Source organism: Desulfobacterales bacterium, assembly GCA_034003325.1.
In the GTDB taxonomy this organism is placed as follows: domain Bacteria; phylum Desulfobacterota; class Desulfobacteria; order Desulfobacterales; family JAFDDL01; genus JAVEYW01.
In genome coordinates this window covers 135889-150633 of sequence record JAVEYW010000010.1, presented here as the reverse complement: position 1 = coordinate 150633, position 14745 = coordinate 135889, and the positions used below count along the sequence as shown (strand labels likewise).

Annotated in this window: 13 protein-coding genes; 9 read left to right on the top strand and 4 right to left on the bottom strand. The window is 52.2% G+C overall.

Annotation, left to right across the window (positions count from 1 at the left end; genetic code table 11):
* Positions 1 to 4: 4 nt before the first annotated feature.
* A complete protein-coding gene (locus RBT11_12345) occupies positions 5 to 700 on the bottom strand; it encodes an alpha/beta hydrolase (GenBank protein ID MDX9787565.1) in 696 nt (231 codons plus the stop codon).
* Between the two features lie 138 nt (positions 701 to 838).
* Here RBT11_12345 and rlmD point away from each other — a divergent pair, with 138 nt between their 5' ends.
* Complete coding sequence (rlmD, locus tag RBT11_12340) at positions 839 to 2230, top strand: 23S rRNA (uracil(1939)-C(5))-methyltransferase RlmD (GenBank protein MDX9787564.1); 1392 nt, start codon at positions 839 to 841, stop codon at positions 2228 to 2230.
* Positions 2231 to 2241: 11 nt separating this feature from the next.
* Positions 2242 to 3108 (top strand): DMT family transporter, encoded by an 867-nt coding sequence (locus RBT11_12335; protein ID MDX9787563.1) that lies wholly within the window; start codon positions 2242 to 2244, stop codon positions 3106 to 3108.
* Between the two features lie 43 nt (positions 3109 to 3151).
* On the opposite strand, the gene RBT11_12330 is transcribed toward RBT11_12335, so the two are convergent.
* Together RBT11_12330 and RBT11_12325 are read right to left on the bottom strand one after the other, a co-directional pair.
* On the bottom strand, positions 3152 to 3742 hold the full coding sequence (locus RBT11_12330; protein ID MDX9787562.1) for a serine/threonine-protein kinase: 591 nt from the start codon (positions 3740 to 3742) through the stop codon (positions 3152 to 3154).
* Positions 3743 to 3925: 183 nt separating this feature from the next.
* A complete protein-coding gene (locus tag RBT11_12325; protein ID MDX9787561.1) occupies positions 3926 to 4300 on the bottom strand; it encodes a hypothetical protein in 375 nt (124 codons plus the stop codon).
* A 357-nt stretch (positions 4301 to 4657) separates the two neighbouring features.
* Between RBT11_12325 and RBT11_12320 the strand changes: the two genes are divergently transcribed.
* The gene (locus RBT11_12320; protein MDX9787560.1) at positions 4658 to 5056 is read left to right on the top strand and encodes a hypothetical protein; all 399 of its coding nucleotides are present in this window, start codon (positions 4658 to 4660) and stop codon (positions 5054 to 5056) included.
* Between the two features lie 14 nt (positions 5057 to 5070).
* Here RBT11_12320 and RBT11_12315 read toward each other — a convergent pair whose 3' ends face one another.
* Positions 5071 to 6762: an AarF/UbiB family protein gene (locus tag RBT11_12315; GenBank protein MDX9787559.1), complete on the bottom strand. Its 1692-nt coding sequence runs from the start codon at positions 6760 to 6762 to the stop codon at positions 5071 to 5073.
* 442 nt (positions 6763 to 7204) lie between these two features.
* Between RBT11_12315 and hisA the strand changes: the two genes are divergently transcribed.
* From hisA to RBT11_12285, 6 genes are all read left to right on the top strand, one after another.
* Positions 7205 to 7969 (top strand): phosphoribosylformimino-5-aminoimidazole carboxamide ribotide isomerase, encoded by a 765-nt coding sequence (gene hisA / locus RBT11_12310; GenBank protein MDX9787558.1) that lies wholly within the window; start codon positions 7205 to 7207, stop codon positions 7967 to 7969.
* Between the two features lie 49 nt (positions 7970 to 8018).
* Positions 8019 to 9425, top strand: coding sequence for a CDP-archaeol synthase (locus RBT11_12305; protein MDX9787557.1), 1407 nt, complete (start codon positions 8019 to 8021; stop codon positions 9423 to 9425).
* Positions 9426 to 9485: 60 nt separating this feature from the next.
* Positions 9486 to 11525 carry a urocanate hydratase gene (locus RBT11_12300; GenBank protein ID MDX9787556.1) on the top strand — a complete coding sequence of 680 codons (2040 nt, stop codon included), beginning with the start codon at positions 9486 to 9488 and terminating at the stop codon, positions 11523 to 11525.
* Between the two features lie 3 nt (positions 11526 to 11528).
* A complete protein-coding gene (ftcD, locus tag RBT11_12295; protein MDX9787555.1) occupies positions 11529 to 12425 on the top strand; it encodes a glutamate formimidoyltransferase in 897 nt (298 codons plus the stop codon).
* A 365-nt stretch (positions 12426 to 12790) separates the two neighbouring features.
* A complete protein-coding gene (gene hutI / locus RBT11_12290) occupies positions 12791 to 13987 on the top strand; it encodes an imidazolonepropionase (protein MDX9787554.1) in 1197 nt (398 codons plus the stop codon).
* Positions 13981 to 14598 carry a cyclodeaminase/cyclohydrolase family protein gene (locus RBT11_12285; GenBank protein ID MDX9787553.1) on the top strand — a complete coding sequence of 206 codons (618 nt, stop codon included), beginning with the start codon at positions 13981 to 13983 and terminating at the stop codon, positions 14596 to 14598. Before hutI ends, RBT11_12285 begins: the two co-directional genes overlap by 7 nt.
* The last annotated feature ends 147 nt before the right edge of the window (positions 14599 to 14745 follow it).

Genomic DNA, 14745 nt, shown 5'->3' with positions numbered 1-14745 from the left:
CCGTTTAAATTCGCTCAAACGAAGCCCGAAACCAATAGACCGCCTCCCGGACGAATGCTTGCTGATGGTGCGGGTTGCTCATGGGATGATCGCCGCCTTTCTGAAGAATCATCTGCTTGGGGCGCTTGGATTGCGCGTAGATTTCCCGGCCATGGGAGATCGGAACGACGGTGTCCGCGTCCCCATGCAGCACAAGAATGTCATGAATGTTCGTGAAATCAAAATCAACATCGAACCGAAGCGCGGTGTCTTTTTCGTGTGTGGGCTGGGAAGAGGGGATTTGAATCGGCGCGGCATAAGTGACGATGGCGTCTATCTGTGTCGCCATGGCAGCGGCCAGGGATGCGGCGCCGCCCATGCTGCTGCCGAAAAGGCCGAGGCCGTTTTTGGCAAAGCCCATCTCTTTTAATGCGTCAATGGCGTTGAGTATGTCGTTTCGTCGTGCTGTCACCGATGCGCCGGCTTCAAAGACGCCCTCACTTTGGCCACACCCCCTGTGATCAAAACGAAAGAACCCGATTCCGCAACGGTTGCATTGGTTCGCCAACGCAGCGAGTTTGGGGGAATTGCCGTCTGAAAGAAACCCGTGGGAGCCCACGACCAGGGGAGCGTCAGGTTGCCCGGACAAGTGGAGATGCCCCTTGAGCCGATAGCCGTCGGAATCAAAAAGGATCGTGCGTTGTCCAAATTGATGGATCATAACAGGTCTTCCACGTTGACAATCACCGGCCGACAGCCTAAGGGTGTCGGGAGTTTGAACTGTATGGGGTTGAACAGTGATGAAATTGGCATATAGAAGGCCTGATTTCAATATAAAAAGTTGTGGAAGGCATATCCGATGGGGTTGAAAAAGGGGCAGGAACAAGAATTGATCATCTCGGATCTGGCATTCGGGGGCAGGGGCATTGCGAAGGTTGACGGGCTGGCGGTCTTTGTCGACCAATGCGCGCCAGGAGACCATGTGCTGGCGCGGATTGTCAAAAAGAAAAAGAATTTCGCCGAAGCCAGAATCATTCGGTTTTTGGAAAAATCGCCGCAGCGTATCGTTCCGCCCTGCCCATACAGTGAGTATTGCGGCGGGTGTAAATGGCAATTTTTGCCCTACGAGATGCAACTTGAATACAAGCGGCGGCATGTGGCCGAGTCGCTGGCCCACATCGGCCTGTTTCAAGATGTTCCCGTTCACGCCACCATTGGATCTTCGATGCAGTACGGTTATCGGAACAAGATGGAATTTACCTGCACGGATCGCAGATGGCTGTTACCCGAGGAGCTCAATCGCGAGGATATCGTCGCAGGCTTTGGTATCGGGCTTCATATACCGGGCGCTTTTCACCATGTGCTCGATATGGAAAAATGCTTGTTGATGCCTGAATTTGGAAATGAGATTCTCGATGAGGTCAGGCAATTCATTAAGGGCTCTGCGTTTCCCGCTTACGGCCTTCGCACACACGAGGGGTTTTGGCGGTTTTTAATGCTGCGGCACTCGGCGGCTCATGATCAATGGATGGTCAATATCGTTACCACTGCTGAAAATGAGCCGGCGGTTGCGCCGCTGGCCCGTCATCTCGCGGCTGACTACCCGCAGATCGTCTCCATCGTCAACAATATCGCTTCTCGAAAAGCCAGTGTCTCATTGGGGGAAAAGGAAATTCAACTGGCCGGCGCTCCGACCATCAAAGATAAAATCGGGCCTTATGAATTTGAGGTGTCCGCCAACTCGTTTTTTCAGACCAACACGCGCGGCGCCGAAAAATTATATGATACGGTCAATGCCTATGCCGGGCTGACCGGCGTGGAAACGGTGCTGGATTTGTATTGCGGCACCGGCACCATCGGCATGTGCCTTTCCGGTTCGGCCAAAGAGGTCATTGGGATTGAAATTGTGGAGAGCGCCGTGGCGGATGCGAATCGCAATTGCAGTCTCAACGGCATTACCAATTGCCGGTTCCTTCTCGGGGATATCAAAGACGCGATGGCCTCGGTGTCGGAAAGGCCGGATGTGCTGATCATCGATCCGCCCCGCATCGGCATGCACAAAGAGGTGGTGAAACAGATTTTGGCCATGGCGCCGGGCCGAATGGTTTACGTATCCTGCAATCCGGCCACGCTGGCCAGGGATCTTGACATGCTTCGGGCACACTATCGGCCCATGGAAGTTCAACCCGTTGATATGTTTCCGCACACCTTTCATATTGAGTGTGTCGCCCGCCTTGAAAGAATCGGGTAGGCAGGCAGTCTATGCACTGGTTACTGGTATCGGTCATCGTCGCTCTGGCGGTTGCTTCCCATGACGCCTGGGTCAAAAAGCATTTTTCTCATTTAAGTGTGAGTGAAATGCTTGCCATGCCGCTGTTTTATAGTTTGCCGTTCTTTATGATCGTTATGCCGTTCGTTCCGGTTCCGGTGATCGACCGTGGATTTTATGGGTCTTTTGCAGCGTGCCTTCCCATCAACGTGCTCGCTTCTTTTCTCTACACCAAGGCCATTAAAATTTCCCCCCTGTCATTGACGGTCCCGTACCTGGCGTTTACGCCGCCGTTTGCCATGGTGACGGGGTATTTATTTTTACATGAAACGCCCGGGATATGGGCGGGTGTCGGCATTGTTGCGACGTGCATTGGAAGCTATGTGCTCAATATAGAACCCGACAGGCAAGGTCTGCTGGCGCCGGTCAAAGCCGTTTTTAATGAAACCGGATCCTGGATGATGTTAATCGTTGCCTTTTTGTTCGCCTTTACGGTTGTGGTCGGGAAAAAGGCGATTGTTCACTCTTCGCCGCTTTTTTTTACCATGGTGTTTTTTTCGATTCATAATCTGATTGTTTTGGGGATTCTCGCGGTCACCGGGAAGATTCGAATCCACACATTTGCCGGGAATTTCCGGAAAGGCCTGGTGGCGGGCGGATTGTTATTCATTCATGTGCTGCTGCACGGGTTTGCCATTTCATGGACGCAAGCCGCCTATATGGTTTCCATAAAGCGGCTCAGCATATTGTTCAGTATCATTTATGGCCGAATGTTTTTTGAAGAGCGACGTATGGTGGTGCGGCTGGTGGGCGCGACTTTCATGCTGGGTGGCGCCGTGCTTATTGTGTTGAAAGAATAGCGGAGCGCTTTTGGAAATTGAAAATGCTGCCGAATATAGGAATTCAGTCCAACGCAGATATAATCTCATGGTAGCTCTGGAATCGGTCTGCCGGCGATTTTGCCAGCATTTTATCTATCATGTTACTTAGAAACGCCGGTATATCCTTATATTTTTGTTTTAGCGGCACGGGCGCTACGGCAATATGCTTCGTAAATATGTCCACTACCGAATAACCCGTGAACGGCGGTGCGCCTGACAGGGCGTGATAAAATGTCGCGCTGAGAGAATAAATGTCACTGCGGTGGTCAACGGGTTGCCCCTTGATGGCCTCCGGGCAGATATGGTGGGGAGAGCCGGCCATATTTTCCACAAGTTCTGAAGTATCCATTTTATACTGCTGTGCGACGCCGAAGTCTAGAATTTTGATCACGGTTTCTTTTCCGATATAGTACACATGCGAAATGTTGGGGTGATTGAGTTGTGAAATGTAACGGGCCTCCTCGAAGAACATGTCCACGAATTCCTTCTTGGAGCAAAGGTCATACGATATGACTTTTAATGCGACCTTTCTTTCCAGGGCAATATCCCACCCTTTAAATACGCCCCCCATTGAGCCGGTTCCCTGCAAAGATACGATTTCGTAATTCCCCATCTGTTTACCGATGAGGTTTTCATAAAACCGGTTAATAAGACTTGCCGCATGAGATAGCCTTTTTCATTATCAAAAAGCGGTGTAAGATACTTTTCAAATCGGGTTTGCGCGAATAATTTATTGAGGATGGCCAGATTCCGGTACGACGGGCGGGCGCAATTTTCATGCGGGACTGTGTCATACTCATTGTACTGAAAGGGTAGCGGATCGCTTCTTTCCGATGAGGCCCAACCTGACGGCGTAATGTCCCTTGAATCTGCCGTTATCGTTCCAATGAATACCCAATATCTTGGTGTCGAGATGACAGGTGGGGCGCTGAGCGTCCGAGCTGTAATACTTCATGGTTAAAATGGCGCCGGATTTCAATTTATCCAGCATTTCAGAGCCGTTTTTTACCAAAACAAACATGGGAGAGGAAGGTGAGCTCCAGATCTTGAACTGATATAAGAATTTAATGTTATCAATAGCAAATTCAACACTGTAAAATTGATTGACATCCACATCGCCTGTATCATCGGGCAATACGGCTGTTGTTTTCATTCTTGCACTGATGCTCATATCTACCTCCCGTTGGAAACGCTATTTTTACCAAAGAGAATCCCTGATGCAACAGCAAAGGTAACACGCAAAAATAATGCCAGAAAACCAAAAAAAGTGAGACTTGTTTGAAATGTACGGATTGCAATGTCCCGGGTAAATGAGGCGTTATCAATGGGGACAACCACGCTTAGCAAATATGTTCATGGATGTAAAGTTTTTTTATGGTATACTGTATGCTTTTTAATACGGTTGCACCATTGGTCCATGCTCAAAAAGCCCAACTATTTGACTGGCTGATGAACTTCTGTTATGGCGTTGACGCATCATTCGGCTTTGCCGGGAGGTCAAAGGCTATCGTTAAAATAAGGATATTCCATGACTCAACCATTGCAATTGTTGGAAACAATACCACTTGAAAACGGTTTTGCGCTGAGTTTGTACGACAGTTCTCGAAAGGTAGCCGGGGACCGCTGGCTGGTGTCGGTGACGGCCAGAATGGATATTCCCGTTAATCAAGCGACACCTTGCCTGAACGGGCCGGAACGTATTGATTCGGGCGCAATCCAAGCCGCGCTTGGCGGCGAGGTTGTTTTTGAAAAAACAATGGATCGAAATTTTATTTCGCATGATGATAAAGTGAGACTGTTTTATGAATTCAGAGATTCATTGGTTGAATCCATTTTGAAATATGTGTCGCGGCCGGATTTTCCGAAAAAATACGTCCTTAAATGCTACCGCGCTTATCAGCAAAAGCAGGGATGGTATTCATCTTAGACCGATTTCCCTTTTTATACGGCAAGCCCGCACGGTGATGGCGGGTCGAGGGGCGCCCCCAGCGCACTGAGAAAATGACGAATGGCCAAAATTTTGACGGAGCCGGTCTTGAGCCCACTCAGTGCATGATGAAGCAAAAGGCGCTGAATGTCCTTGTTGGTCAACATGCTGGCGTATCTTTCAGGCCTATCTACCGCGGGAAAGAGCAATGGGCGCAGGCGCTTCGGAATTTCCCGCAGAAAAAGCGTTTGCAGTGATGCCGTCATGACCGCATCGAAATCAAAATCGGGATCCAGCTCATAAAGCACCCCTTCCAGGGTAAACCAGGTTTTTCTGAATAACAGCAAATCCGTGCGGAAAACCATTCCGCTGCGTGCCGCACGGTCAATGAGACAAAATACCTTTTTCAGCAAATTGGATTCAGCATATTCTTTTGTGGCGATGAGCCCGGCGATTGCCCCATTAATTAGGCGCGGGATTAAATCGCGGTTAGGCAGGGCGGGTATGCAAAGCCCCATCAGCGCAGCACCGATGTCGTCGGCCTTTCCCATGACCACTTGCAGGAATAATTGAAGCAGTCTGATTCTTAAGCTTTTTTCCAAATGCCCGGCCAGGCTCCAGTCGATAAGCGAAATCGTAGCGGGTTGATCCTGTTGCGTTTTATGGGCTAAAATATTTCCCGCATGGGGATCTCCGTGAAAAATGGCCGTATCCGAAGGGGAAAAAAGCGGCTTAAGAATGATTGCTTTGAATAATCGCGTTGCGCACAATTTTCGCTCAGGCGGCTCCATGGGGGCATCAGTGATTTTCACGCCGATCAACCGTGACATGGCGGTAACGTTATGGGTTGAAAACGGTGCCAGTTTGGGAATTTCGATCCCTTGTGAATCTTGATAGAAGTGATAGGCATCCCATAGGTGGGCTTGCTCTCCTATCAGATTGATCTCTTCGGCCAGCGCCCGGCCAATATCCCGAAACACTTCAATATACCTAAAATCATCCAGGGGATATTGATCGGTGCGGTCCTGAAAAAAAGCCGCCAGCGCATCTATGATGTTTAGCTCTTCGGCTAATAACGATCGCATGCCCGGCTTCAAGACTTTAAAGACGCCTTGTTCCATTGCACCCGATTCAGGGTCTTTCCACCAAAAGGGGCAGACGGCGCCCACGCTGGCTTCGGATAGCACCTGGCGGCCGAATTGAATGGAAAATAGTTCCTTGTCCGATTGAACCGCATTCACCACATGGGGCAGGATTTTTTCTATGGATGTGCCGTAATCACCGCTTTCAAGGTGAACAAACCATTTCCGAACATTCGGATGAATGTGTTGGTTGCGGGCGATGATCTGCCCCAGTTTGTGCAATGTCGGACATTTTTGGGCCAAATCAACGAGGCGTTGTTCCCGGCTGCCGGTATCGGTCAACAGCATCTGATCGGCTATCATGTCCACTATCCGGTCAAAGGAGATTCGCGATAAAAAAAAGGTGAGTCCGTCATGAATAATGGATCGATAGGCGCTGTAGACGGACGGTATGATACCAGCCGGATCAAGCTGTTTGATTAACGCTTGCGCGGCAAGGGCTCTGAAACGGTCCGCGCCGACCGTGCCAGCAAGGGTTTTTATCCTCTGAATAATAGCATCTTTTGGGGCCGGAACAGAGAGATCGCTAAAAACATGTTGATAAATTTGGGTTAAGTTTAACATGATGGTTTAATTAAATCGGTTATCTCACGGATTATGCCGTGGGTTTCTAATAAGAGACAATGTGCGAGGACTGATCACCAAGAAGGGTGCAATAATAAAAGGAAGATGCGCATTCGGGAAAACAACAGATTGCCGTCCATATTTTATGACGCGACAGAATACGCTGTTTTTGTAAAGATGCAAGAGAAATTTTGATTTCATGATGGTCGTCCGGGAGATGGCGATTTTCTGGCTAATGTATGCATCATGGTGTATGAGTAGAATCAGATGCCGGGGAAAATGATTTAAAGATAGGCGTTTTTTTCTATGGCGTTATGCAGGTGAACGAAAAGGTCATTGTGCTGAATTATAAAAAAAATAGTTAAATTGAATCTAATAGGGTTCTACTCGATAATGTTGAGAATTTTCGCGCCAAACCCCTGAAAGGAGCAAGGCATATTTCATGAAGTTTCGCCCGTGTATCGATATTCACCAAGGTATTGTAAAGCAGATCGTAGGCTCGACGTTATCGGACGCTGAATTGCCTCAAACCAATTTTCAGGCGGATAAGCCCGCTGAGTGGTTTGCCCGATGTTATAAACAAGATCACCTGACGGGTGGGCATATCATTCAGTTGGGGGAGGGAAATGAGGCGGCGGCCCGAGCGGCCTTGGCCGCATGGCCCGGTGGCATGCAGCTCGGGGGCGGGGTGAATATCGAAAATGCGGCCGCTTGGCTGGATGCCGGCGCCGAAGCGGTGATCGTCACCTCCTGGGTGTTTCATGACGGAATCGTGGATACGCAACGGCTCACGCAACTCAGTAAGCTGGTCGGGAAAAACCGGCTGGTTCTGGATCTGAGTTGCCGGCGCCTGGAAGCGGCGTATTATATCGTCACCAATCGCTGGCAGAACTTTACCCGGGAGACCATTACCCCCCGGTTGCTGAATGAATTGTCCGAATATGCGTTTGAATTTTTGATCCATGCCGTGGATGTCGAAGGAAAATGCCGGGGCATCGAGGCGTCCCTGGTGGAACTGTTGGGGCGGTGGGCGAAAATTCCCATCACCTATGCCGGCGGAATTCACACCCTTGATGATATCGAAATGATTCGTGAAATGGGTAACGGTGCAATTGATTTCACCGTCGGAAGCGCCTTGGATATTTTTGGTGGAAATCAGCTTGTTTACCGCGAATTGGCGGATCGATATTCGCCGGTAACCAGTTGACAGAAAACCGACGGCGGTTGCGGAGTGGAATCGATTTGAAGGATCGAATATGGTTGTCGCCAAAACGTTATTTCTGATCGTGTTGATCAACAGCGTTCCCCTTTTTCTGCATGTGCTGTTTCCGAAAATCAGCAGGTGGCCGCTGGATAATCATTACCTGTTCAGGGACGGCCGGCCGTTGTTGGGCGCCCATAAGACGATTTCCGGGTTTCTCTCCGGTATTCTGGCCGGCGCAGCCGGTGCTGCCTTGATCGGGCTTCCCGTCTGGGCCGGGGTTGCGGCCGGGTTTTTCGGTATGTTCGGGGACTGTCTTTCCAGCTTTATCAAGCGCCGGTTTCGCGCGAAGGAGGGGGCTGATTTCCCCGCGCTGGATCATATGTTTGAATCGGGATTTCCCCTTCTGTTTTGTTACTTCTTTTTTTCAATCACCTGGTTGGAGACCCTTATCACGCTGTTGTTATTTATTGCCGGTGGATGGGCGATTAAAGGGGTTAGAAAAAAAGCATTTTCGTCGCCAAAGGCAGCCGGTCTATCGCTTGTGCGTTCAACGATTCGATTCCGCCAATGGCGTGCCTGTCATACCGCGTTGACACCGGTTGCGCGGTTGCTTAATTTCGAAAATATAATTTATTACAGATTATTTATGACCGGATTTTTTAAGTTGACCGGATTATACGAAAAAGGTGTCACCAATGCGCTGAATGTGCGCGTAACAGAACTTTCACTCTCTTTTCCCCGGTTTCCCAAAGCACTCAGCCCGTATCGTATTTTGTTTATCAGTGATTTGCATATTGACGGCATTGACGGTCTCTCTTCGCAATTGATATCGCGGGTGCGGGAGATTGATGCGGATATCTGCCTGCTCGGCGGGGATTACCGCATGGAAATGTACGGATCTTTTTTTAAGGCAAAACAAAAACTCAGCGAGCTTGTGCGCCATATACGCACACGGGACGGCATTTTCGGCATTCTGGGGAATCATGATTGCATCGAATTGGCCCCGGATTTGGAGCAGGCCGGTCTGTACATGCTGATCAATGATTCCGTTTCGATCACCAAAAACGGCGCAGCCCTGAACATCGCCGGTGTGGATGACCCCCATTATTATAAGTGCCACAGCCTGAAAGCGGCTTATGAGGACGTCTCAAAGGACGATTTTTCGATTCTCATGGCGCATTCGCCCGAAATCATAAAAGACATTGATGGATTTCCGGTCGATTTATGTCTTTGCGGTCATACCCACGGCGGGCAGATACGGCTGCCGGGCGTTGGAGCGGTCTTTACCCATTGCAAAACCCGGCGCGAATATACTTCCGGGCTTTGGCGGTATAACGGCGTGACCGGATACACATCCACCGGTGCCGGGTCTTCCGGTATTCCGGTGCGCTTTAATTGCCCGCCGGAAGTGGTGGTGCTGACGCTGAGTAGCTCGACGGCCGGGCAGCAAACGGCTTAACGGCTGGGCAGGGGCCAAGCAGTCCGGCATTCAGGCCTGCCGGCATCAGTGGGAGGGGTTTTGATCAACAATGAGGACATTTCAAAAGGAATGACTGTTCGGCTTGATGATATATTCCCGGCGTTGCCGGAGATGCCGGATTTTCAGAAAGACATTCGCCGGGCGCCTAAGCGGTCGGCTGTCCTGAGCGATGCGGATATTCGCCTCGCGCTTAAAAATGCCCTGCGTTATATTCCGGAAAAATGGCACGCGACTCTTGCGCCGGAGTTCATGGACGAACTCATGACCATGGGCCGAATCTATGGGTATCGCTTTCGGCCGCCCGGCTGTATTCGTGCCCGCCCGGTGAACCGGTATGCCGGCAACTGCCTGGAAGGAAAAGCCTTTCAGGTCATGATTGATAATAACCTCAATTTTGATGTGGCGCTTTATCCCTATGAGTTGGTGACCTACGGGGAGACCGGACAGGTGTGCCAGAACTGGATGCAATACCGGTTGATCAAACGCTATCTGGAACTTCTGGATCGCGATCAGACGCTGGCGGTGGCATCGGGGCATCCGGTGGGCGTGTTTGCCTCCGGGGGGGACGCGCCACGGGTTATCATCACCAACGGCCTGATGGTGGGCATGTTTGATAATTTGGAAAGCTGGCAGCGGGCCGCCGCGATGGGTGTGGCCAACTACGGGCAGATGACGGCCGGCGGCTGGATGTATATCGGTCCTCAGGGCATTGTACACGGCACCTACAGCACGCTTCTGAACGCGGGACGCATTCAATGGAACCAGCCGGAAGCGGTGAATCTGGCCGGGCGGCTCTTTGTCAGTTCCGGTTTGGGCGGCATGAGCGGCGCCCAGGGAAAAGCGATTGAAATCGCAGGCGGCGTCGGCATTATCGCCGAGGTGGACGAATCCAGAATTCAGAGTCGAAAAGATCAGGGGTGGGTGAGCCTCGTTACGGCGAATGCCAAAGAGGCCTTTGAAACGGCGAAAGGTTTTCAGTCCGAAAAAAAAACGATGGCCATCGCTTTTTTCGGCAACATCGTCGATTTGCTCGACTATGCGGTGCAAGCGCAAATCCCGATCGATTTATTGTCCGACCAGACCTCTTGTCATGCGGTGTATGACGGCGGCTATTGCCCTGTCGGGCTGACGTTTCAGGAACGCACGCAGTTGCTGCGAGAGAATCCGGCCGCGTTCAGGCAACGGGTGAATCAGTCCCTCAAGCGGCATATTGAATTGATCGGGCGTTTGACCGCGCGGGGAACCTATTTTTTCGATTACGGCAACAGTTTCCTGAAAGCGGTGTTTGATGCCGGGGTCACCTCAATCAGTAAAAACGGCCTGGATTCTTCGGACGGCTTTATTTATCCATCTTATGTGGAAGATATCATGGGACCGATGCTGTTCGACTACGGCTACGGCCCGTTTCGCTGGGTTTGCCTCAGCGGGCGGCCGGACGATCTGGCCAGAACGGATGCGGCCGCCATGAGCTGCATCGATCCGAAGCGAAATCTTCAGGACCGGGACAATCATGCCTGGATACGCGATGCCGGGAAAAACCGCCTGGTGGTGGGAACGCAGGCCAGAATCCTTTATCAGGATGCGCCAGGCAGAACCAAGATCGCCCTGAAGTTCAATGAGATGGTTCGCACCGGCGAAATTGGCCCGGTCATGCTTGGCCGGGATCACCATGATGCGGGCGGCACGGATTCTCCTTTTCGGGAGACGGCCAACATCAAGGACGGCAGCAACGTGATGGCGGACATGGCGGTGCATTGCTTTGCGGGCAATGCGGCCCGGGGAATGAGCCTGGTTGCCCTGCACAACGGCGGCGGGGTCGGTATCGGAAAAGCGGTTAACGGGGGCTTCGGCCTGGTGCTTGACGGCAGCTCGCGGGTGGATACAGTGATCCGGCGCGCCATGATGTGGGATGTCATGGGCGGAGTGGCTCGCCGGGCATGGGCGCGAAATGAGCATGCTTTGGAAACTGCGCTGGCCCATAACCTGGCCTTCGGCGGCACCGACCATATCACCCTGCCTTTTATCGCGGATGATCACCTGGTGGAAACATGTGCGGCCACTGCTTTGAAAGGAAAATAATCCATGGACGCAAAGCTGATGGAATGCGTGCCGAATTTCAGCGAAGGCCGGGATCTGGAAAAGATTGACCGAATCGTCGCGCCGTTTCGCGGCAAACCAAAGGTCAAGCTTCTCGATTATCAGCGGGATGAAGACCACAACCGGCTGGTCGTCACGGTGATAGGTGAGCCCGATGCGCTGAAAATATGCCTTCTGGACGCGGTGGCGCAGGCGATTTCCCTGATCGATATGCGGGCGCATCGCGGGCAGCATCCGCGCATGGGGGCCGTGGATGTGGTGCCGTTTGTTCCGATTCGCAACATGAGCATGGCCGAGGCGGTTGATTTTTCAAAACAGGTGGGAAAAGAGCTGGCCGATCGGTTTTCCCTGCCGGTATTTTTATATGAGGCGTCCGCCGCCAACCCGGCCCGGTCGAATCTGGCGGATATTCGGAAAGGCGAGTTTGAAAAAATGCCCGAAAAACTGACAATGGACGCCTGGAAACCGGATTTCGGACCCGTTGCGGTGCATCCCACTGCGGGTGTTACAGCGGTGGGCGCCCGAAACCCCCTGGTGGCCTTTAATGTTTTTCTTACCACGCAAGACATCGCCATCGCCCGAAAAATCGCCAAAGCGGTTCGCCATAAGGACGGCGGCCTTCGCTTTTGCAAGGCCATGGGGGTGGCCGTAGAAGCCCGGCGCCAGGTGCAGGTGTCCATGAATATGACGGATTTTTCGCAAACGCCGCTGTATCGGGTCCTTGAATTAATCCGGGCGGAAGCGAAGCGATTTGGTGTCACGGTGTCGGGCAGCGAGATTGTGGGGCTCGTGCCCATGGCGGCATTAACGAACTGTGCGGCCTATTATTTGGGACTGGAACATTTTTCCTTGGCTCAGGTGATGGAAACGCATTTGATTTAAAGGCTGACCTCTCGGCAATCATGAGGAAAGCTGCTTTTGCTTTGGCGGTTTCGTGCACGTAAACGTACACGTGCCCGTGCACGTGAACGGAAGTGGTTGTTATGCCGAATGCAAAAGAATCTTAGACAGGTGTCAGGAATCTATTCAACTTCGCTAATTCAATACAGGCAAGAATGAAGGGCCGTGCACGTTCACGAGCACGTGTACGTTCACGTTCACGGCTGACCACACCGGTAATCCATAAGGGGCGCTGGTGGTCATGACTACAGAATGAGGAGGGTAACCCACTGGACGGCAATATTCTGATAAAAAATATTCCGGAGCTCGTCACCTGCAGCGGGTTTAAGGCCAAAGCCGGTCCGGAAATGAATGAGCTGGGCATTATTAAGGACGGCGCCGTTTTGATCCAGGACGGCATTATCACGGCGGTTGGCACCACGCAGGCCCTATGCACTGAAAAAAAGCCACCTTTGGCCACGGTGATCGATGCTTCCGGTAAAGCGGTGTTGCCCGGGTTTGTCGATCCGCACACCCATCTCGTGTTTGCCGGGGACCGGCCGGATGAGTTCGCCGCCCGGTTGCGGGGAGATCATTATCTGGATATTCTGGCACGCGGCGGCGGGATTTTAAGCACGGTGCGGGCGACACGGCGGGCGTCCATGGATATGCTTTCGGCCGGAGCCATCAAGCACCTGAATGCTTTTCTGGCGCAGGGGGTCACCACCGTAGAGGGAAAAAGCGGGTACGGCCTGGATCTGAAAACCGAAGTCAAACAGCTTCAAGTGATGAGAACCTTGAATGCAAGCCACTTTGTGGATATTGTTCCGACCTATTTGGGTGCGCATGCGATTTCGGAGGAGTACGCCGGTAACGCCGATGCCTATATTCAGTTTATGATCGATGCCGTGTTACCCGAGGTGGTCAGTGGTGAGCTGGCCCAATTCTGTGATGTGTTTTGCGAAAAAAATATATTTTCCGTGACCCAATCCCGCAAATTGCTTGAAAAGGCCAAAATGGCCGGGTTGAAGCTTAAACTCCATGCCGATGAAATAACGCAAATCGGCGGCGCCGAGCTGGCCGCGGAACTGGGGGCCGTGTCCGCGGACCATCTGTTGCAGGCATCGGATGAGGGGATTCGTCAAATGGCCCGCGCCGGCGTGGTGGCGGTCTTGTTGCCTTTGACTGCTTTTTGCCTGCGGGAACCGTATCCAAGGGCCCGGTTTATTGTTGATCAGGGCTGCCCGGTTGCCCTGGCCACGGATCTGAACCCCGGCAGCGCCTTTTCCGGCTCGATACCGCTGGTCATCGCACTGGCCACCCTGACCATGGGCATGACGACCGAGGAGGTGGTGAGTGCCCTGACCCTTAATGCGGCGGCCGCTGTCGGGCGGGCGGACACGATCGGCAGTATCGACGTGGGGAAAAAGGGAGATCTGATTCTGCTGGCCTTTCCCTCCTATCGTTATTTGCCGTATCATACCGGTGTCAATTTGGTCGACACCGTGGTGAAAGACGGCAGCATTGTCTTTGAAGCAAAGGAAAGGAAACCGGGACCATGTTGACTGATTTGAAAGTCGAAGAATTTATTCTTGAAACCGCAGCCGGATCTCCGGTTCCCGGCGGGGGCAGTGTCTCGGCCCTCGCCGGTGCCTTGGCCGCGGCGCTTTCCGCCATGGTGGCGCGTCTTACGATCGGCAAAAAAGGATTTGAAGCGTTCGAAAAACAACTGGCGATCCTGCGGGATTCGGCGGACGCGTTGCGCAATGAATTGATTCAGGATGTGGATCGGGATGCAACGGCCTATGAAAATTTTCTTTTCGCGCTTCGACTGCCGAAAGAGACGGCCGCGGAAAGGGAAACCCGGCAATCGAAGCTCGCCGAGGCGATGACGGAAATCTGCCGGGTGCCGCTGACGATCGCGCAAAACGCTTTGGATGCTTTGGAACAGGCGGCTATCGCCGTTACCCTGGGAAGAAAGGACATCGTTACCGACGCGGCGGTGGCCGTGCTGCTTGCCGGAGCCGCAGTCAGAGGGGCGCTGTTTAATGTGAAGTTCAATCTCGCCGACGTAAAAGAGGAAGCCTATGTGGCGCAAACCTTGGCTCGGGTGGAACAAATGGAAAGAGACGTAAAAGTAAAAGAAAAAGCGGCCCTGAAGGCGGTCGGCCTATAAGCCACTATGGGAATGAGCATTTCCCGATTTACCGTTGATATTGCAGGGGCGACTGGCCGGTTACGCAATGCCCCAAAGGGGCAATGTCATATAGCTCAGGGTTGCGGTGAAACCGCTACCCTGGGACACGGGGCCATGCAATATGGC

Bases quoted from the DNA above. Each gene is read 5' to 3' on its own strand.
- RBT11_12305 (MDX9787557.1), top strand. From the start codon at position 8,019: ATGGTTGTCGCCAAAACGTTATTTCTGATCGTGTTGATCAACAGCGTT.
- ftcD (MDX9787555.1), top strand. From the start codon at position 11,529: ATGGACGCAAAGCTGATGGAATGCGTGCCGAATTTCAGCGAAGGCCGG.
- RBT11_12320 (MDX9787560.1), top strand. From the start codon at position 4,658: ATGACTCAACCATTGCAATTGTTGGAAACAATACCACTTGAAAACGGT.
- RBT11_12345 (MDX9787565.1), bottom strand. From the start codon at position 700: ATGATCCATCAATTTGGACAACGCACGATCCTTTTTGATTCCGACGGC.
- RBT11_12330 (MDX9787562.1), bottom strand. From the start codon at position 3,742: ATGGGGAATTACGAAATCGTATCTTTGCAGGGAACCGGCTCAATGGGG.
- hisA (MDX9787558.1), top strand. From the start codon at position 7,205: ATGAAGTTTCGCCCGTGTATCGATATTCACCAAGGTATTGTAAAGCAG.
- hutI (MDX9787554.1), top strand. From the start codon at position 12,791: ATGAATGAGCTGGGCATTATTAAGGACGGCGCCGTTTTGATCCAGGAC.
- RBT11_12315 (MDX9787559.1), bottom strand. From the start codon at position 6,762: ATGTTAAACTTAACCCAAATTTATCAACATGTTTTTAGCGATCTCTCT.
- rlmD (MDX9787564.1), top strand. From the start codon at position 839: ATGGGGTTGAAAAAGGGGCAGGAACAAGAATTGATCATCTCGGATCTG.
- RBT11_12285 (MDX9787553.1), top strand. From the start codon at position 13,981: ATGTTGACTGATTTGAAAGTCGAAGAATTTATTCTTGAAACCGCAGCC.
- RBT11_12325 (MDX9787561.1), bottom strand. From the start codon at position 4,300: ATGAGCATCAGTGCAAGAATGAAAACAACAGCCGTATTGCCCGATGAT.
- RBT11_12335 (MDX9787563.1), top strand. From the start codon at position 2,242: ATGCACTGGTTACTGGTATCGGTCATCGTCGCTCTGGCGGTTGCTTCC.